This is a genomic window from Novipirellula artificiosorum (genome assembly GCF_007860135.1).
GTDB lineage: Bacteria > Planctomycetota > Planctomycetia > Pirellulales > Pirellulaceae > Novipirellula_A > Novipirellula_A artificiosorum.
Window position 1 is genome coordinate 534,373 of the sequence record NZ_SJPV01000004.1, and the last position, 19,162, is coordinate 553,534.

General features: G+C 54.1%; 14 protein-coding genes. 10 read left to right on the forward strand and 4 right to left on the reverse strand.

Annotation, left to right across the window (positions count from 1 at the left end):
- Nucleotides 1-108: 108 nt before the first annotated feature.
- The 4 genes from Poly41_RS14535 to Poly41_RS14550 all read right to left on the reverse strand — a co-directional run bounded on the left by Poly41_RS14535 (nt 109) and on the right by Poly41_RS14550 (nt 3,012).
- Nucleotides 109-1,143, reverse strand: coding sequence for a hypothetical protein (locus tag Poly41_RS14535; protein ID WP_146527011.1), 1,035 nt, complete (start codon nt 1,141-1,143; stop codon nt 109-111).
- On the reverse strand, nt 1,143-1,772 hold the full coding sequence (locus tag Poly41_RS14540; protein WP_146527012.1) for a hypothetical protein: 630 nt from the start codon (nt 1,770-1,772) through the stop codon (nt 1,143-1,145). Before Poly41_RS14540 ends, Poly41_RS14535 begins: the two co-directional genes overlap by 1 nt.
- Nucleotides 1,773-1,885: 113 nt before the next feature.
- On the reverse strand, nt 1,886-2,326 hold the full coding sequence (locus Poly41_RS14545) for a hypothetical protein (RefSeq protein ID WP_146527014.1): 441 nt from the start codon (nt 2,324-2,326) through the stop codon (nt 1,886-1,888).
- Between the two features lie 110 nt (nt 2,327-2,436).
- Nucleotides 2,437-3,012: a hypothetical protein gene (locus Poly41_RS14550; RefSeq protein WP_146527016.1), complete on the reverse strand. Its 576-nt coding sequence runs from the start codon at nt 3,010-3,012 to the stop codon at nt 2,437-2,439.
- A 377-nt stretch (nt 3,013-3,389) separates the two neighbouring features.
- On the opposite strand from Poly41_RS14550, the gene Poly41_RS14555 reads away from it, so the two are divergent.
- The 10 genes from Poly41_RS14555 to Poly41_RS14595 all read left to right on the forward strand — a co-directional run bounded on the left by Poly41_RS14555 (nt 3,390) and on the right by Poly41_RS14595 (nt 19,067).
- Complete coding sequence (locus Poly41_RS14555) at nt 3,390-3,794, forward strand: GntR family transcriptional regulator (protein WP_146527018.1); 405 nt, start codon at nt 3,390-3,392, stop codon at nt 3,792-3,794.
- Entirely contained in the window at nt 3,787-4,680 is an 894-nt protein-coding gene (locus tag Poly41_RS14560) for an ABC transporter ATP-binding protein (RefSeq protein WP_146527019.1), read from the forward strand. Before Poly41_RS14555 ends, Poly41_RS14560 begins: the two co-directional genes overlap by 8 nt.
- Nucleotides 4,667-6,724 carry a hypothetical protein gene (locus Poly41_RS14565; RefSeq protein ID WP_146527021.1) on the forward strand — a complete coding sequence of 686 codons (2,058 nt, stop codon included), beginning with the start codon at nt 4,667-4,669 and terminating at the stop codon, nt 6,722-6,724. The genes Poly41_RS14560 and Poly41_RS14565 overlap by 14 nt, the downstream gene beginning before the upstream one ends.
- 151 nt (nt 6,725-6,875) lie before the next feature.
- Nucleotides 6,876-7,496 (forward strand): RNA polymerase sigma factor, encoded by a 621-nt coding sequence (locus Poly41_RS14570; RefSeq protein ID WP_197231339.1) that lies wholly within the window; start codon nt 6,876-6,878, stop codon nt 7,494-7,496.
- Nucleotides 7,493-10,816, forward strand: coding sequence for a protein kinase domain-containing protein (locus tag Poly41_RS14575; protein WP_146527174.1), 3,324 nt, complete (start codon nt 7,493-7,495; stop codon nt 10,814-10,816). The genes Poly41_RS14570 and Poly41_RS14575 overlap by 4 nt, the downstream gene beginning before the upstream one ends.
- A gap of 96 nt (nt 10,817-10,912) precedes the next feature.
- Nucleotides 10,913-11,476 carry an RNA polymerase sigma factor gene (locus tag Poly41_RS14580; RefSeq protein ID WP_231615658.1) on the forward strand — a complete coding sequence of 188 codons (564 nt, stop codon included), beginning with the start codon at nt 10,913-10,915 and terminating at the stop codon, nt 11,474-11,476.
- A complete protein-coding gene (locus Poly41_RS14585) occupies nt 11,466-13,904 on the forward strand; it encodes a serine hydrolase domain-containing protein (protein ID WP_146527025.1) in 2,439 nt (812 codons plus the stop codon). The genes Poly41_RS14580 and Poly41_RS14585 overlap by 11 nt, the downstream gene beginning before the upstream one ends.
- Before the next feature lie 210 nt (nt 13,905-14,114).
- Nucleotides 14,115-15,575, forward strand: a complete 1,461-nt coding sequence (locus Poly41_RS14590; RefSeq protein WP_197231340.1) for a serine hydrolase — start codon at nt 14,115-14,117, stop codon at nt 15,573-15,575.
- 235 nt (nt 15,576-15,810) lie between these two features.
- On the forward strand, nt 15,811-17,346 hold the full coding sequence (locus Poly41_RS34100) for a hypothetical protein (protein ID WP_197231341.1): 1,536 nt from the start codon (nt 15,811-15,813) through the stop codon (nt 17,344-17,346).
- Nucleotides 17,343-19,067 carry an RNA polymerase sigma factor gene (locus Poly41_RS14595; RefSeq protein ID WP_197231342.1) on the forward strand — a complete coding sequence of 575 codons (1,725 nt, stop codon included), beginning with the start codon at nt 17,343-17,345 and terminating at the stop codon, nt 19,065-19,067. The genes Poly41_RS34100 and Poly41_RS14595 overlap by 4 nt, the downstream gene beginning before the upstream one ends.
- Nucleotides 19,068-19,162 lie beyond the last annotated feature (95 nt).

The window sequence follows — 19,162 nt, forward strand, 5'->3', positions numbered from 1 at the left end:
TGTGTTTGCCATAGGGACGGCAGCAGGCGCGGTGACAACGGTAAATGGAATGGTCATGGACGCCAGTCTAATATCGGAGGAAGCAGGTAAGCGTATTCTCATCTCCCATCACTTGCTGTTTTCGATGGACTTCAATTCGTTCAGGCGTTCGTCCGTAGCTGCGAGGACGCCGTTGTCGGGGTCGACGAATGCAAACAGTCGCCGATCAACGTTGTCAAGATACCTGGGCGGGTGATCGCGTGTGGATGGGATAACTCGCAGAAAGAGGAGCATGCGATCAAGATCGGTGGCGTATTCGAGAGTCAATCGCGCGGTAATCATTGCCTCATCGTTCTTGGAGCTGGCTACTTCAAGAAAATTCTCTTTGTCCTTCGGCACGTCTCGCGAGTCCTTAATACGGCGTTCAATCATGAAGCTCATGTAGTCAACGCCTGCCGAAACCCGCTTTGCAATGACAATATCGGATGCGTCATCATAGAGTTGCTTGACGATGGCCTTCTTCTCGACTTCCAGGTCTGCTTTGCGGATTTGCTCTCGCTCCCGTTGTTTTTCCTGTTCACGCTGATTTCGCGCGGCAATCTGCTGTTCAATGTAATTCCTGGTCCATGCTAGCTCCTCGGCGGTATAGGGAAATCGGTGGCCAATGCTCGGAACCTCGTCGGGACGTTGTGACGAATCGGGGCCATAGCAAGTCGCGATCCACTGAGTCCCAAGCTTTGGTGGTGGGAAGGCGGTTTGCTTCCACGCGATCAAGTCCGGATTGTCTTCCCCGCCGGTGTCGATGTAGTGGGGTGGTGGCAACCAGAATGCTTCAATCCGACGTTCAGCGAATTCGCCACGAACAATCTCGCCTACGGTGATTTGCAGTTTGGGCGGATTGGCATTGGTGAACGGCCCTTTGCCGACGACTGTCTCTACCGTGATCTGCGCCACTGCATCAGCCGCCAGAAGCTCCCAAAGAGGATCGGCAGACGCACCGCCAAAAGCGTTTCCGGACACAGAAGAGGTGGATTGAAATTCACTGCTCGGCGTCGTGATTTCGGATTTTGATGCGTCACGTTCTGCGATGCGTGTCGAATCGGTGCAACCACACAGTGTGAACCATGCGACGACAGTCACGGAAATGACAAGAGTTCGTGCCATTATTTTCCTGACGAAAGACGGTACTTGAGGAACTCGCGTTTCAGTGTATCCCGAGCGTGCTGAAACTTCTTACTGTCCAGTGCGTCCAGAAGGTCACGACGATCATTGACGCTGGGTGCCAATCGGGCGAGCCCCGGATCCGACATCGCAAGGTGGGCATCGGGATTCAGACCAAACGCGAGATTGATCGCTAATAGGGACAGTTGCATCTCTTGCAGCGTACTATCCGGCGGAAAAGCACCAATGTTAAATCGAATGAGGTACTCCCCCGCGATCGGTTCCGTCGTGCGCCATTCCCGCCGTTCGACATCATACTGTAGCTGAAACCCTTTCGACGCGAGATGCTCGACAAAGCGAGTGATCTGTACGTTGTGCGGCTCCTGAGCAAGCGGCAGTTGTCTCTGTTCAATCACCACGTTGTCTGCGTCTGCGGCGGTTGACCGGGATACCCAGGGATGCGAGTGAGCGTAGAACGGATCCTCAGCCGAGGAATCCGATGCTGAAATCGATTCAGACGATTCTCCACCATTGCTGGTCCCACCACGCATGGAATCTGTCGGACCGGGTTGACATCCGACAGCGATGCCGAGAAGTACCGGAAAAATGTATTTGTGACGAAAGGCCGGCATGTCGGCATACTCGACGGCGAGTGGAAAACGGATTCATGGCTCATGACTGCAACGATTCCATTCTACCCTTGGGAAACAATCGCCATCGTCGGTTGTTCGGCACCCGTCACGGGTTAATGGTCGGGAAAGTATGAACCAACATCGATCAGGTAGTAGGTTTTGGACTGTTTGGCGTCCGGTGATTCATCGCCTATGGAGATTCCCAATCGACATTTTGTCGCCAGCTCGCGTGACATGTAAAGCGAGACCTGTTGATCCTCGCCATGACTTCCGGCTGTCGCCGCAACTGGAATGCGACCGATCTGCTTTCGTTTGGTATCCCTTTGAATACGCTGATCGTAGACGTGCAGGTTCGCACCTACAAATCGCTCGTCGATTCGCTTTGCGATGGAGACGGTGATTATCGTATTCCCGTATTTCTCGACGACGGAAACCACGAAGCGATCGCCGGCCCGCTCCCTCTGCGTTGTTTTGTCGAATTGGACAGTGGAAACATCGGCATTTACCATCGCCACCGCTGAACAAGTGAGGATGGACGCAAATAGAATTCTCATTGGGCATTTCTCCTTGCCGCCGAACGATTGCTAACCCCGTTAGGCCGTTAGGCGGCAGTTGACATTGATCGCAGGAAACGTTGCTTGGTTCGCCGTCCGTGATGCATCGATCAGCCTTCGGGGACAATCCACAATACCAGAAGTCGACCAGTATCGACGTCAATATACCCTTCGATTGAATTTCCGAAGGTGCCGAAAGACATGATCTCCCAGCAGTTACCAGCTTGTCCACGCAGATCGTCGATTGTCCCGAACAAGATCAGCGATTGCCGTTCATCTTGCCTTAAGGTGCCGTCGATTCTCTGAAAACATGCTTGACAGGTCAGTCGGCGAGCATGCAAGTGCTCTCGATCCTTGATAGCACGCACGGCGAACGCCTGACGGTCTGAGGACAAATCCTCTGGCAGCGAGTTGAATGCTTGTACCTGAAATGCGTCGAGTGCTGAGTCAGCGTTTTCGGGGCCGACCACAGAACCAGATTCACCCACCGGCATGGAAGAAGTTATTTCGGGCGATTCTCCGCCATTGCTGGTTGCAGGACGCATGGAATCTTTCGCACCGGGACTACATCCTACAGCGATGCCAAGAATTGCAAGAATCGCGATTTTGTCGAGTCTGGCAGCCATATGAATAGACGATTCCAAATGGGAAATAGATCCGCACGTATGGATGATTATGACTAGCACGTGCCATGGTCCTCGAACAAAACCGTTTCAGAACGATGGTAACCGTGACGCGCAAGTCATAATACTCGACCGTAGCAAAGTTTAATGTTCAATGCGAGCAGCGGCAGCGTGAGCGAGGCCATGAATCGGGCGGCAATTCCGACAGATCGTCCGGCCGTGTGCCGGAGAGCTGCGCGAGGAGGTCCCGAACGAAGGCAAACGGCTCGACTTGGTTCGCCTGCGCACTGTCCATTCCCCGCGCTACCGAAAGCAATCCGGACGGTCAAACAGGAGACGGCGATAGGGCGAATCAAGGACCGTCGATGACGAGGCTGTTGGTTTCTTGGGCTTGCGGAACTCTTGACACGCGACAGGTGCATTGCTAGAGTAATGCACATATGCAGTCGAGCGAACTTTCATTTTCCGTCTCACCGTCGTCTGGTGTGCCGATTTACCGGCAGATCATTGACCAGGTCAACGCGCTCGTGGTCAGTGGACGGCTGAAGCCTGGTGATGGGCTGCCAAGCATTCGAAAACTGGCTGAGTCGCTGGAAGTCAACATGATGACGGTCAGCAAAGCTTACGCTCGACTGGAGGTTGACGGCGTCCTGATCCGCATGCGGGGCGTGGGAATGGCGGTCGCTGAACAATCCGTTCCAAATTCGGCGACCGTCAAGGATCGGCAAGCAGAACTTCGGACGCTGATCGAGCAGGCCGTGTTGCGTGGATTGCAATTGAGACTTACCGATCGGCAAATCGTCGCCGTCGTGGAATCCATCTTACGAGAGAATCGCAATGAATAAGCCAGACGTCCGCATCGAAATATCAAAACTCTGCAAGTCGTTTGCGAAGCACCCGGTCCTTCAGGATGTTGATTGGTGCATTCCGTCTGGCACCGTGGTGGGATTGCTGGGAACCAATGGCTCTGGAAAGACCACGCTGATTCAATGCTTGCTGGGATTGTTGAAAGCGGATTCCGGCCGCGTGACGATCGACGACGAGGACGCCTGGGATTTGTCTGCCAATACAAAGGCACGCATCGGTTACGTCGATCAACGACCACAGTTCTACCCGTGGATGAACGGAGCAGACCTGTTGAAATACGTGGGAGCGATGTACCCGCACTGGAATGATGCGCTGTGTGCCGAACTTGCGAAGCAATGGATTGTCCCGTTGTCAAAACCCTTCGGAAAACTCTCGCCCGGCGAGCAGCAAAAGGTTGCTATTCTAACAGCTTTGGGCAACGAACCCGATTTGCTGATTCTCGACGAACCGGTCAGCAGCCTCGATCCGCTGGCACGACGTGCTTTTCTGAAATCGCTGCTCGAAATCGCACGCAATGAAAGTCGGACGATCGTCTTTTCGACGCATATCACATCGGATGTCGAACGGGTTGCCTCGCACGTCGCGTTTCTGCATGAAGGCAAGATACAGTGGTTCGACGAACTGGACGTAACGAAGGAACGCATTCGGCGTCTGCGATTCCGATCGAATCAGGATTTCCCGACAACCCTTTCGATTCCTGGGGCACTGCATGTTCAGGTTGATGGTTCGATGGCGGTGGCAGCAGTGGCGGGAACGGAGAAAGCTGACATCGATGCTGTTTGCGCTCGTTATGACGCATCCGTCGAAGTCGAAGAACTGAACTTGGAAGAAATTTTCCTGGAGCTGCATCATGTGGACGCGTAGCTATTGGGTTTTCATAACCTACTTAAAGCGACCTTTGTCGTGGCTATTTGCCGTGGCTGCGGTCCTTTGTTCGGTCGTGCTTTACAACTTGATCGATGACAAGGTTCGGAGCGTCGACAACGAAGTTCTTTCGGGCAAGGTGATCAGTTCCTTTGAGCAACTGGAAAGCGTGCTCGCGGGTGATCCCGCAAGACCTGTTGAGCTCGACTATGGACAACTCTTCGGACTCGCCACGCGCAAGGTGTTTCCGCATCCTCGTAGCGAGATGCTTCATATCGGTCCAGAAGAACAGGCGTTGATCCATGCCGCTCTCGAACCCGTAGAAAACCTGAAAAATGTTGTGGCGATGAAGGCAGGTCATGCGGTTGATCAAGCGACCATCAATCGCATTGCCAAGTTCAAGACGTTGAAGCGATTGTCGATTTTTGCAGACCTTGGTTATGAATCGCTGGACTTTCAGCCGCTGAGCAACCTCTCCGAACTTGAAGTGCTTCAACTGGGTGTGGTCAATCGTGTCGAATCGCTGAGGCCGTTGGCAGAGTTACCGAACTTGCACACGCTTGGAATCGGATACCCGATGCTGTTGCATAAGCATGGTCTGGACGAGTTTGCCAGGCTTCCGCACTTGCGAACTCTCTCGTTGCCCGATTTGCGTTCCTATCGAGGGCTTCAAGACAGCGTGGGCAAATTGCGGCAATCCAAGACGTTACAGCGAATCAACTACGGTGTTTCCTGGGACGATGCCGATGCGTTGGCTGACATGCGATCGCTAGTCGCAGGGATTGACGTCGAACCCTCGAAGTATCGTCCCGCCCGGCACGTGGTTCTGTTCTTTGCACTGCTCGCCGTCGCGATTGCAGGATTCCCGACGATGCATCTCGCTGGCCAACTTTCACTGCCATCGTCCTATTTGGTTCCGCTGTATCGTGCGCCTCACTATCTTGTTGCCTGCCTGTTGATCACAACGCTGATTAGTTTGGCGACTGCCGGGCTGGTCAGTCTCGGTGCGAATGCATTGACGGCATCGTCGTTGATGCTCTGCGTTGCTAGCCTGAATGTTTGGTCTGGAACCCGAGTCCTTCGCAAAGGCAACGTCACTGCGAAGACTTGGTTTGTGAATCTACTGGTAGCGTTACCCGTCAGTTTATTTCCGTTTCTTCTCCTTGCATCGAGCTTCTCTCGTCCCATGTGGGTGGAAAACTATCTGATGTCAGACCAGGTCGTGATTCCGTTGTTGTGTCTTGTGATCGCGGCGCGGCTGGGCTGGCTCGCCTACTGCAATCTCGAATCGCGACTGGCAACGCGAATCGAACTCGGCCTGCCCGCTGTCTTGTCGTTCCACGATCTTCAGGCACTTAGTGCCGCACAGGCTGACACTTCTTCATCGGCATTGTCTGGCAACCCTCAAATGGCAGTGGGCATGAAGTTGCCGATTGTTGCCAAAGCAGCACTGGCCGTGACGCTGTTGGCGATACCGCTACGAGCGCTCGGCTACGAAGACCTTGGGCGAACCGCGGCGATGACTTGCCTCGGTGCATTTTTCTTATGTGTGTACCTGACGGGAGTGAAGTGGTGGAAGGAAATGCCGTACTTTGCCGCCACAACGACGCGGCCGCCAGATCGAATGGGGCATGTCAATCGACTGATGCGAGGCATCACTGCAGATCTCGTTGCTTTGGCGCCCTTGCTATTGGCCTGCATTGTTGCCACCAGCCTCTTTGGCCCTTGGCACTGGGAAGGAATCGGGCTGCGTTTCTTGCACGGCGTCGTCGCGGTTGCCAGCATCACACTGGCCGTTTACGCGGTCATTCTTTGGATCGTGGCGATTCGTAGCGTCATTGGAATCGCGATCCTAGCCTTTGTCTGCTACATGCCGTGTTCCATGATGGTGATGCAGGTCGCCGTGATTGACCGCATGGCATCGCCACTACTATCGGGGATCACGGTCGTGCTTTCCGGTTGCGCTTTCGCGTTGATTTCAGTCGCAGCAATCTATTTCGCAAGACGGTACTTTGCCCGAATCGAATGGGCACGATTCCATTGATACCGATTGAGTTTGAATATCACGCCGGCGATTGTCTGCATCTTGATGGAGCGTAGCAGAGTGGTCCCTAAAAGGTCACAAAATTTCTTCCAGTCGTGTCAAATTTCGGGCGCGGGCTGCGTAATCCTTTGTAAGAGGGATAATGGCAGTTATGACACGATCACCGGAAACCAGCGATAGCCTGCTGCTGAGCGTGCGAGATACGGACGATCGGGCGGCGTGGGATCGGTTTGTCGCAATCTACCGCCCAATGGTGTACCGCATCGGTCGCCGCGCTGGGTTGCAGGACAGCGACGCCGAGGATCTGGCTCAACGCGTGATGATCTCAGTTGCTGGCGCGATCCCGGATTGGGAAAAAGACCCGCACCAGGGTGGCTTTCGAGGATGGCTCAATCGGATTGCTCGAAATGCTCTGATCAGCATGCTTCGCAGTCGGAAACTCAGCGAAGCCAACGGGGTGATTGGCAAAGGCGGACTCCCAAAGCAGTTGCTGTCGCCCGAAGCATCTGATGATGAAATCGATCGCATCATTCGTCAGGAACATCATCGCAGTCGTTTGCGGTGGGCGGCAGAGCAGGTGCGACACGAATTTACTCAACCGACATGGCGAGCCTTCTGGCTGACCACGCTTGGTGAGGTCTCGGTTCCCGACGCGGCGGAACAACTTCAAATCTCAGTCGGAAGTGTTTACGCGGCGCGCAGTCGGATCATGCGGAAGCTGCAGGAACTTGCTCGCGACAGTGACCTATTTAATGCGGAGGATTGTTTATGAACGGCCAACCACTCAATCGATGCGATATTGCAAAGCTGGATGCGCTGCTGCGTGGTACTCTTTCCCAAGATGAAGCCGCGGACGTGGAAGCTCACCTGTCCGGTTGCAGAACTTGTGCCGAGCGAATTCAGCTTGCGGCGGTACCCGAAACGTCGTGGGATGAAGCTCAGTCGTTGCTTTCGCTGGACGAGTTCGACGGGTTATCGAGTTTGGCGTCAGCCAGTTCACTGTTTCCGTCAGACGCTGACGATCACGTCGATTCGCCAACGAAAGATCTACTGTCGCGGGAAATCTCCGGCTGGCTTGATCCGACTGATGATCCGGCGATGCTTGGGCGGTTTGCCGGATATGAAATCGTGGGCATCATCGGCCATGGCGGTATGGGAATCGTCCTGAAGGGGTTTGAGCGATCACTCAATCGGTACGTGGCAATCAAGATCTTGGCTCCGCGTTTGGCGACGAATGGATCGGCTCGAAAGCGATTCGCTCGCGAAGCTCAAGCAGCCGCGGCCGTGCGGCACGACAATGTGATCGCGATTCATCGTGTCGACGAATGGCATGGACTGCCATTCCTGACAATGCCGTACGTGGGTGGTGTTTCGTTACAGAAACGCATTGACCGCGAAGGCCCGCTGAGTATCGAACAAACACTACGTGTCGGAGTGCAGATCGCGGCCGGACTTGCAGCGGCTCATGCCCAGGGGCTCGTACATCGCGACATCAAACCGGCCAACATCCTGTTGGAGCACGGCGTTGAACGTGTCACGATCACGGACTTTGGCCTTGCTCGTGCAGCCGACGACGCCTCAGTCACTCGCACCGGTGTGATCGCGGGAACACCGCAGTATATGTCACCGGAACAGGCGGAGGCGAAACCGCTCGACGCGCGTAGCGATCTGTTCAGTCTCGGCAGCGTGCTCTACGTGATGGCCACCGGACGCCCGCCATTTCGAGGAGAGGGTAGCTTCGATGTCCTGAAACGTATCGTCAACGAACCGGCGCGATGCATGCGCGAGATCGAACCAAAAGTTCCCGAATGGTTTGAATGCGTGGTGAATCGGCTCCACGCCAAATCACCGGACCAGCGGCCACAATCCGCGGAAGCTGTTGCCGAGCTACTCGAAGACTGCCTCGCTCACGTCCAGCAACCAACAACATTTCCGCTTCCGGAATCCGTTGCCACGCTGTCAGCCAAACAAGGCAATCGCCCGCCGTTGAAGAAGTTCATCGCCGCCGCAGCCTGCGCCTTCTCGCTGATCTTCGCGGGTGTGTTGATCGTGTTGGAGCTCAACAAAGGCACGCTGACGATCGAATCGGACGCCGACAATGTTCCCATCAGGATCAAGCACAACGAAGACATCGTGAAGCGGCTGTTGGTGAGTCGCGACGGAGCAACAACACGCTTACATGCGGGACAGTACACGCTCGAAATCGACGGACCGCAATTGACTTACGACATTGCCGATGGAACTGTGATCGTCAAACGAGGCGCGACCAACATCGCGAAAGTCACTTACGCAGAAAGCAACGATCATGCTGCGGAACAATTAACGCCACGGCAAAGTTTGTCAGCTGCAGTCATTGAATTCAACAACATGTATTCAAAAGACGGAAGAGGCAGGCCGCAGCAGCCTCTCACACAAGATGAGATCATAGCGTGTCTGCTGTGGAGATTGGGAAACGGCGAACTATCGGACGAACTCGCGGAAGCATCGCGGATGATGCTCGACACCCGAGAACGACTTATGCCCGCAGGTTGGCAACTCACCGGCGGGCTCAAGCGTCGTCGACATGAGAATGGAAGCACTCATACCTGGGAAGTGAATCTGGAGACGGATGGACTCTCCAGGCCCATTTCCATTCGTCAAACAGCGATCAGTCCGCCAGAATCGATGAGAACCGTAAGCGTAACACGGGAGGGTGGCATTGAAACGATTCCGCTTGCGTCTGTGATTGAATCCTTCAATGCAACCTGGCAGAATCACGACGACTTTGAGAGCACTTCCCATCGAGCCCTTATTCACGGCCTTGAACTGCCTCCTCTGACAATCGATGAAGTCCTCGCAGCTATCTCGCTGTCGCTATCCACCCGCGATGAAGGGGGCATGTATGACTCAACTTTTCAACGTCTGCAGGCCACTGCCGCAACGCATCGGTTGCCCGCGGACGTTCGATTTGAGTTGATTCATTCGATTAAAAACGACATCGACCAGTGGTTCACAACTTCGCTGATCCGCATGCTTGTGCCGAGCATCGGCAACTCAGAATCACCGTACCTGCTCACCGTTCGGCGGCAATTCATTGAAACCGATTCCAACAAGCCTGCGGCGACACACTGGGGAAAACCTGACCGCAATGGATTGCAGGCGGGTGTTCGACTGGTGCCTGCTCAGCGAACCTATCAACATGGACAGGTTGTGGATATCGAGTTCCTGTACCGGAGCACTACCAGCAAAAAAGTCCCGGCTACATTGCCTGCTACCTTTCAATTCGGAAAAGTCTCAGGGATTCGCCTCGAACGCGTAAGCTTTGTGCAGCCCAAGTGGCCTGATGGTTCGGTCCACACGTTGATTGGCAACGAACCGGTGGTTGTGCGAGGGCATCGAATGCAAATCTGCTTTGACAGTGACGAAGCATTGAAGCCCGGCGTCAACCTGAAGGCAATCACGCGGCCTAAAGCGAATCACTACGTGCGGATCGCGGTGCCGAATCCTGGCGACGGTGCTGCGGACGCACCGCTTGACATCTCTGATCGCCTTTTTTTCAGCATCCCTTCGCTCACGCCTCCCAAAGTTCTTCCGATATCTGAATTGCATTACTATCAACATTGGGGGACGTCCGTGCCTGGATACCGGCGCCCTGAGCAATCGACTCCCGACCCTGAGTTCATCGATCCCTTTCAAATTGGCGTGTCGCTCGGGCCCGCCGATAAGAGCCAAGTTCCCGCGTACTACTCCAGCGGACTGCAAGTCATTAAAGTAGCACCGTACAGCCCCGCAGATTATGTGGGCATCGAGGTTGGCGACATCCTGCTCTCATGGGAGGGTAATCAGATTTACGGTGACGATCCGAACAAACCCTTTGTGAACTACAACGGCCCGAACAACCAACTGCGCGCGGCACTTGAGATGAATGCCAAGAGCAAGGGGTGGGCAACGTTCAACATGGATTTTGATTTGCTGGATCACCGCTCGGGTGAAGTAATCCGTATTTTTCCGTGGTTTGGTGAAACGGCAGGCGGCAGTCCCAACAAAACGGAGGTGATCAGACGCTTAATGGATCGCAAACGTCTTCGCGAAGAGTCGAGCGGGAAGGATTAGTCGTTCCGCTAAGACGGCGACTGACGGAATTTTGAAGATATTCTGTAAGGATTCACTCGGGCGAGGTACCAATACTACTGGAGTGACGTTTTTTCGTTGTCTGACAGAGATCATTGGGTGCTTGACGAAGATCAAAAGTCGATATTTACGAACTGGCTTGAGGAACATGGCTCCTCAGTCATGAAGGTCGCTCGCGCCTACACGCTCACCAGTGAGGAATCGCAGGACCTCGCTCAGGAAATCTTGCTTCAAGCGTGGCAGTCGCTATCGCGATTTCAAGGGAAGGCAAGTGCGGCGACGTGGTTCTATCGTGTGGCTCTGCACACGGCAATGAATTGGCATCGCAAGGACAGGCCGCGACGAACCAGGCAACAACCGCTGATGGAAGTGCAAACGGTGACGACTGACGAGTCCAGCAGTGCCGAACAGGTGCAACAATGCGAGACCGTCGAGCAACTCTACGCGGCCATTGCTCAGTTACCGAATACCGACGCCGCGCTCGTGTTGCTGTACTTGGACGACCTGAGCTACCGAGAGATGGCCGAAGTGTTGGGCATTTCGGAGAACAACGTGGGAGTGAAGTTGAATCGGGCGAAAAAGGCTCTCAGCGCGCTGATGAACAGTGAGTCCCATAAATTGGGGGAATCCGATGAGTCTTGACAAATACCAACAAGCGTGGAAGGCCGAAGCATCGCAAGTGCAAGTAACGTTCGACGCGGACTTGCTGTCGAAGGAAGTCCAGCAGTCGCACGATACTTTTCGGTCGTTGATCTTCTGGCGCGACGTTCGAGAGGTTGGAACGTCGCTGGTGATGATCCCTATCTGGTTCGTGATGGGCATCGGCATGTCACTGCCCTGGACGTGGTATTTGACCGTGCCCGCGCTGCTATGGATTGCCGGCTTCATGTTGGTAGATCGTCGTCGTCACCCTCAACGGCCAAGTGATCCAGGCGAACCACTGTTGTTCTATGTGAAGGAATCACGGGCTCAGGTCGAGCATCAGATCTGGTTGCTACGGAATGTGTTTTGGTGGTACCTGCTGCCGCCTTCAATTTCGATCATGGCGTTTTTTACAAATGTTGCATGGGATAGTAGCGAGAGTTGGCTTGGATTCATTTTTGTCGCTGGATTTGAAGGAATCTTTCTGTTTCTTCTTTACGGCTGGGTCTATCGACTGAATCAACGGGCCGTTCGAGATCAACTCGAGCCGCGACGAATCGATCTCCAGAAACTCATCACGTATTTGGAAGGCGAAAGCCCTGCTGAAGACTCCAGCGAGATGATCGATATTGTTTCCGCTTTGTCGGGAACCGATGGAAACGCTGGGTTGAGTCCCAACTGGGCCCGTTGGGCCGAGAACTGGAATCGGATCATACCGTCGTGGCGTGAAGTGGCCATCATCCTCGTCCCCACGCTGGTCGGAGCGTCCCTTGGATTCCGATTTCCGCTCACTGACATGGGGCCTGTGTTTTTCCAGTCCGTAGTCGCGGCTGTGATTCCATTCGAGATTGCTTTTTTCGGCCTCTGGTATCTTTCTTACCGACGTCACAAGGAGCATCCGTTCTCGGGCAAAGGCAGCGTCCGCCTCAACACACCGGCGATTGTCACGATCGTCATGATCACGGTGATTTCGACTTTAGCCTTCGCCGCAATCTTTTCATGCTTCAGGGAGTTGATGTCGCGACGGGGGCCTGGCTTGGATGACATCAGTGCATTTGTCGACGATGACATCAAGCACATCGACACTTGGTTGCAAAGCCTGACGGATTCGTCTTATCCCAGCCTCAGCGCTGTCGTCGTTCGTGACGGTGAGATTGTCTACCAGGGTGCAGTCGGATTTGAGGATATTGAGATACGACGGCCAGCGACAGCGCGAACTCAATATCATGTCGCATCGGTGACCAAGGTGTTCACGGCATCACTAGCGGTGATGTTGCATGAACAGGGAGTGATCGATCTGGACCAGGCGGCGGCAAGCTATCTTCCAAACGACGTTCGGATAAGCACCACGCCTGAGCTTGGAGCAACCATCACTCTGCGGCAGCTTGCGTCGCACACCTCGGGCTTACCGAGCGGCGTTCCAGGCCAGGTTCAATCGGGCGAAGGTCGGTACGAATTGGAACCCCAGCGGCTCTATGATCATTTGGCCAGCGTCGAATTGATTTCCAATCCCGGCGATGGCAAGGAGTATTCCAACCTGGGATTCGGATTGCTTGGGCATGTACTCGAGAGGGCCGCAAATAAGCCGATCGATCGATTGTTGCAAGAGATGCTTTGCGATCCGCTGCAACTGAACAACACCGCAATCGAAGGCGACGCCAAGCTTCACCCAGCCACCGGCTATGCTAGAAAAAGTCGCGGCGGTGCGGTGCAAACGCATTCTCTCCAAGAACGATTGGCAGGTTCCGGTGGCTTGGTCACGACCACCGAAGACCTGGGAAAGTTTCTGATAGCTCAGATGAAACCGGGCGTGTTCAGCAACGAGATGCTCGGCCAACTTCATACGGAAACGAAGCTGCCCAGTGGATCGCCATCGGGGACTGCGCTCGGATGGTCGGTAAAATCGATCGATGGCGTAGGTCGTATCCTGGAAAAAAATGGCAGTCGCAGCAATTGTAGTGCGTGGATCGGGTTCTCGCCGGAAGACGGAGTCGGCGTTGCAGTGGTAACCAATTGCGGTGGACCGATTGTCGATCCGATCGGCCGCAAGTTGTTGGAGCGGTCCATTTCCCTTTCGCAAAGGAAACTGGTGACAAAGGATGGCTATGCGAAGGTGGCACCCTATACCGGCGTCCGCTGGGAAAACGGCCGGCCCATCGTTCGTGTGCATGACCGTTGGACTCCGCTCGTTTCAATCGATGGCATACCGATCGATCGTATCATGGATTTTGCAAACCAAGAGTACGGCGAGATTGCACACAAACGATTTGCCGAAGACTTGGTTGAGGTCTTGTCAACGATGGGTCACGAGCCAAAGTGGGAATTGACTTTGGGTCTCGAATCCACAAGTGGGCAGGTCGAGCAGTTACCGATTCGGATGACTGAACAGAATCGCAAACTTGCACAAAAATACTTGCGGGATCGCTGATTGAGTAACTCATTTGCGAGCGAAGCAGTTCATGCAATGTTGCCGTTCGCAAATTGTCAGCGACATCTTTGAGCGTCGTCCAAGCCCAGCATGGGGAATCCAAAATTTTTCACATTCGTTTGTAATGTTCGCGCCGCCGAAGTTACCAATAGTAGTAGCAAAGGCTGCCAGTCTTGCACGACAACTTCATTTCCAACTAGGAGCTTTCTCATGCGATACTTCGCACCCATTGCTCGTTTGTTCGTGCTTCTCGCATTGTTTGTAGCGACAATTCGTTGTTCCACCTCTGCTGCGCAAGCGCAGACAAATGACGTTGCCGCCAAGCTCGCGGAAATTTGCCGCAAGCATGATGTGCCGGCAATGACTGCTGCTGTGGTCAACTCGAATGCATTGGTGACATCGGATTGCTTTGGCATCCGCAAGAAAGGAACTTCCGACAAGGTTGAATTATCAGATCGGTTTCCGATTGGCTCTAACACCAAGTCGATGACGGCGACGTTGGCAGCCGTTATGGTGGATTCAGGAAAAATCGATTGGTCAACGAGCATTGGCGAAGTTTGGCCCCAAGCCACTGACGATGACATTCATCCAAAGCTAAGCACGGTGACACTGGATCAGTTGTTGACGCATCAAAGTGGACTGCCCGGTGATATTTCAGAATTTTCAGGTCAGGCGTGGGCTAGCTTCTTCGAGGAAAAGCAATCGCCTGTATTGGAGCGCCGACGTATGCTCAAGCTGGTGCTTTCCAAGGCACCTTCGCAACCTCAAGGAAAATTCGCCTACTCGAATCTCGGTTACGCGATCGCCTCAGCGATGTTGGAAACCCGCGCACAAGAGTCGTATGAGTCGCTGATGAAGAAGCATGTTTTCGATCCACTGGAAATGCACTCGGCAGACTTTCGATCTATGGGGTCGGCAAAGCAATTGCGGTCACCTCTCTTGTGGGGACACGCGCAGAGCGGCGAGCCCATTGATCCAAGAACGGCGGGTGCTGAAAACCCAACGGTCTATGCAGCCGCTGGTACGGTGCATTTGTCCATCGAAGACTACGCGAAGTACGCACGGTGGCATTTAGCGGCAAAACCCGCGCCGGTACTGCGATCACAAAGCGCATTGGACCATCTACACAAGCCGCAAGTCGACTATACCCTCCCCGGCGCAAAGTACGCGTGCGGATGGATTTGCATGGATACTGCGCTCGGTCCCGCGCTCAACCACGCCGGGTCCAACACGAATTCCTGGGCATTGATCTGGATCTTGCCCGAATCCGACTTCGCAGCCATCGTTTGCACGAACTCGGGGCAGCAAAAAGCATATATCGCTTGCGACGAGATGATGAGTTATCTGATGTTGGAACACGCTTCCGCCAAAAGCACGAAGCGTGCAGCATTGCCTGCAACCGATCCGGGCGAAGTCACACCCGAGCGTCTGGTAGGACATTACCAACTTAATCCCAACTTTGTCTTTGACGTGCGCAACGAAAACGGTCGCTTGTTCGTTACTGTCACGAACCAGCCAACAAATGAAGTATTCGCTGACTCACCAACGCAGTGGTCGTATCGCGGAATCGATGCAAAGCTGGAGTTTCATCTTCGCTCCAAGAGTCCTGCCTACGCATTAACGCTTCACCAAAATGGAATCGCACAACAAGCAAAGAGAGTCCGCGAATGATTCGGCAGCAGACTGGCTGTGCCGCAGCAAGTACGATCAGTTTAGACTGCATTGGACGCCCAAGCGAGTGAGTAGGAGAAGAGAGCTCTCTCGCTCGCGATTCGGGCTTGTATCGGCGGTTCTGGAATCCTTTGGCTTTTTGTCACCGACCACCATTGAGATGTGACAGTTCAGTGAAGCAGTAAGTTTTTGGGCTGCTAAACTGTTCTAGAACCTGTCAACGTCGGAGTGCCAAATGAGAATAAGTCTCTTTTTTCCGGTGATCGGGCTGATCTTTGTGATTGGCTGCCGTCAAGGAGGCCTGCCGACTGCTAACGCCAAGAATCAGCTACCAAAGCGATATCTGGTGGTTTCCTTGTTTGACGAAGGTGATCCTTTTGACCGAGCGAGCGAGACGCTCGTAAAGCGGCACCAAGCTGATCATCTGCACGTCGCGGCGGAGTTGTTGGGATTGCTTGACGAACTTCGCACACGAAATCCTGATTACGTTGCATTTGTTGTTAAGCCGGACGTGTTGGATATTAATCTGGCGAATCGAATATTGAAGTTGTCCACCGAGGTCGATGATGATCCGTTCGTTGATTTTGCATACGGCTTTATCACAGGGCGTGACGCGGACGCAGCGGTGAAATTGGTTCACGCCGCCGATGCGAGGCGTGGCCTGCCGTCGATCTCGCAGTTTGGCGTCGGCTCCGATCAGTCCCCTGCATCCATGCAACAGAAAGGTGCGCTGCCTCTGCGTGGCGCGATAATTCCAGCCACGTTCTATACGTCTCATGGAGATACCGACGAGACGCGCGACGAGGAGTTTATCAAGAAGTCGATACCTCAGCTCGCTCGCTCGCCAATACTGCTGCTTGCTTCACATGGATATCCCGATGGACTAGTGGGCGGTCCGAAGGCTGCCGATATTCAGGGACGAGACTTCCACGGGAGCGTAGCCTTGAACATCGCTTGCTACACCGGGGTTACGAAAACTTGGTACGAAGACGACTGGGCAACAGCCAAACTGCGGAAACGCGAGGTCTCGCCGGAAACGAGCTTCTGTCTACAGATGATTGACTCGGGTGCGGCTGGCTATTTCGCGTATCTCGGTCCGCGTCCGTCAGGTCCGACCATGATTGGAGATGCCACATTGATCGCTTCGTCCGGCGAGACGATGGGCGAGCATTTTCGTCAGCACTGCAACAGCGTTGTCCTGGCTCATCTGATGTCTGGCTCGGATCGTGTGCAGTTCAAAGAACACGTCGATGGTGCAAAGCTTGATCGCAATCAAACGCCTCGCCAAATTGTGATGGCCAGTTCCACAGGTGGCGTGTTAATTGGCGACCCAGCTTGGCAACCCTTTGCGGAATTGCCTGATACAAATCCGACGGTTACGAAAGTTCAGCGCGAGCAGGGTAAGTTGACTGCGGAAGTTCGGATCGAAGTCCCGACCTTCCATTTCTACGCCAGCGAACCACTCAACTACTGGAACGATCGCGACTCGGCGTTTCGTTTAGAAACCATCATCGAAGTCGACGACCAGAATATGCAACAAGTGCGGCTGACAAAGAACTCGCTCGGCGATGTACCGCATTCTCTCGTGGCGGCTGTGGAACAGCACGAAGGGAAACGGATGCTACACATGAAAGCCGTGTTCGCGCACCCCGGAATGGAAGACCTTCAACGTTTGATGGAGCGAGGCTTAGCCGGAACGTTCGTCATCGAAACGTCACCGTCAACTTCGGAAGTACAGCCACAACCGCTTCGAACGGAAGTGACCGAGTGATCAACGATTCCATTTTAACTCATATTGACGATGAGAAGCTCGTCCAACAGTGCCTTGCCGGTGATACGCAAGCATTTGAATCACTGGTTCGCCGATATCAGACACTCGTATGCTCTGTTGCCTACGCGGTCGTCGGCGACGTGGCAACCAGTGAAGACATAGGGCAAGACACATTCGTTGCTGCCTGGAAGACCCTGAATTCGCTCAAAGAACCTGCAAAGTTCAAATCGTGGGTTTGCCGAATCGCTCGCAACCAAGCCATCAATTCGATTCGCGTTCGCAGCGAACTCACTGGACAGCCGTTGCCGGAAGTAGTCACCAGAATTGAAGACGCCCCCGAGTATCAAGCCATGTTGGAAGAAGAATCTGATTTTGTATGGCAAACACTTTCTCGTTTGCCGCTGCAATACCGAGAACCGCTGGTATTGTATTATCGCCAAGAGCAATCGGTCGCCGCAGTGGCTCAGGCATTGGAGCTATCGACCGACGCAGTCAAGCAGCGTCTGGCCCGCGGACGAGAGATGTTGCGAAACGAAGTGATCGAAGCTCTTCAGCGCAAACTACGCGTTAGTATTCCGACGGCTTCATTTACAATCGCCGTTATGAGTACCGTCGCGAGCTTGGGCAAGACGGCTGCGGCATCAACAATATCAACCGGCGCAGTAGCGGCGACGGCAAAGGTTTCAACGGTCGCGATGAGCAAAATGGGGCCGGGTTTTGCGGGAGCGGCCAGCGGTTCGCTGCTCGGGTTCTTCGGCGGCTTGTTGGGTACTTATCTCGGTTGGTTAACCGCTGAATATCCAAGTCAGCGCCGATTTATTGTCCGTCAGACGATACTTTTTTTGATTGGCATTACTATCTTCAGTCTGCCATTCGCAATGATGTGGTCGGGTTGGAATCCGCAACAGGCATTTGGTGCCGCAGGCTACGGTCTTGCCATTGCAGCATGGATGATCGGGTTCATGGTGCTTGATGGTTTATGGATTGCGTGGGGAATCCGTCAGTACACAGCGCTCGAGAAAATTGAACGCAATGCCAAGACGGCTCAGCTTAGTCAGCACCTAAGACTTCGCAGTCTCACCTCTGGTTGGGAAGGACGCCGTTGGACGAGCCGAGTCATTCTCATGGGAAGTCCGCTGATACAAATCGCATTCTGTGATCCCGGCGACGCATCCGACAAAGCGAAGGTGGCCAGCGATGGGACAGCCCGAGCATGGATTGCAATCGGCCAACGAGCTTACGGACGCGTTCTGGCGGTGGGGAATATCGCCTTTGCTCCTGTAGCCATCGGCACGTTCTCTGTTGGATTTGTATCGTTCGGAGTCGTCAGTGTTGGAATCGTATCATTTGGCGTGCTTGCTGTCGCGTTGGTAGCCGCCGGAGTACTGACCTTCGGCGGGATATCCTCTGGCGTGATCGCTATCGGGGTTTTCGCAGTGGGGCCACTCTGCATCGGTATCATCGCTGCAAAGGGGCCGCTAGCGATTGCCGCCGGTTACGCGGAAGGTGCACTGCCGATCGCGCCTGAAGCGAATACGGATGCCGCCACCGAGTTCATTGCCAACTCCGCGGGGATGCGTATCACGGAACAATTTTTTAAGCAGACGATTATGATAGCGGCTGGGTATCCGTTGTCGCTGAATCTGGCGTTAGCTGCCTTCATACTTGGCGGCCTATTAATCAGCTTTCGCCGTGGATGTTCACCAAAAGGGGTTGAATAGACTTCCGAGATTCTGTCGCCAGCAAAGCTTTTGAAAGTGACCGCCCCGTCTACGAACTTTCCATCGAGGCCATACAAGAACTGACGGTAATGAGG

Bases quoted from the DNA above. Each gene is read 5' to 3' on its own strand.
- Poly41_RS14535 (WP_146527011.1), bottom strand. From the start codon at position 1,143: ATGGCACGAACTCTTGTCATTTCCGTGACTGTCGTCGCATGGTTCACA.
- Poly41_RS14540 (WP_146527012.1), bottom strand. From the start codon at position 1,772: ATGCCGGCCTTTCGTCACAAATACATTTTTCCGGTACTTCTCGGCATC.
- Poly41_RS14545 (WP_146527014.1), bottom strand. From the start codon at position 2,326: ATGAGAATTCTATTTGCGTCCATCCTCACTTGTTCAGCGGTGGCGATG.
- Poly41_RS14555 (WP_146527018.1), top strand. From the start codon at position 3,390: ATGCAGTCGAGCGAACTTTCATTTTCCGTCTCACCGTCGTCTGGTGTG.
- Poly41_RS14560 (WP_146527019.1), top strand. From the start codon at position 3,787: ATGAATAAGCCAGACGTCCGCATCGAAATATCAAAACTCTGCAAGTCG.
- Poly41_RS14565 (WP_146527021.1), top strand. From the start codon at position 4,667: ATGTGGACGCGTAGCTATTGGGTTTTCATAACCTACTTAAAGCGACCT.
- Poly41_RS14570 (WP_197231339.1), top strand. From the start codon at position 6,876: ATGACACGATCACCGGAAACCAGCGATAGCCTGCTGCTGAGCGTGCGA.
- Poly41_RS14575 (WP_146527174.1), top strand. From the start codon at position 7,493: ATGAACGGCCAACCACTCAATCGATGCGATATTGCAAAGCTGGATGCG.
- Poly41_RS14585 (WP_146527025.1), top strand. From the start codon at position 11,466: ATGAGTCTTGACAAATACCAACAAGCGTGGAAGGCCGAAGCATCGCAA.
- Poly41_RS14590 (WP_197231340.1), top strand. From the start codon at position 14,115: ATGCGATACTTCGCACCCATTGCTCGTTTGTTCGTGCTTCTCGCATTG.
- Poly41_RS34100 (WP_197231341.1), top strand. From the start codon at position 15,811: ATGAGAATAAGTCTCTTTTTTCCGGTGATCGGGCTGATCTTTGTGATT.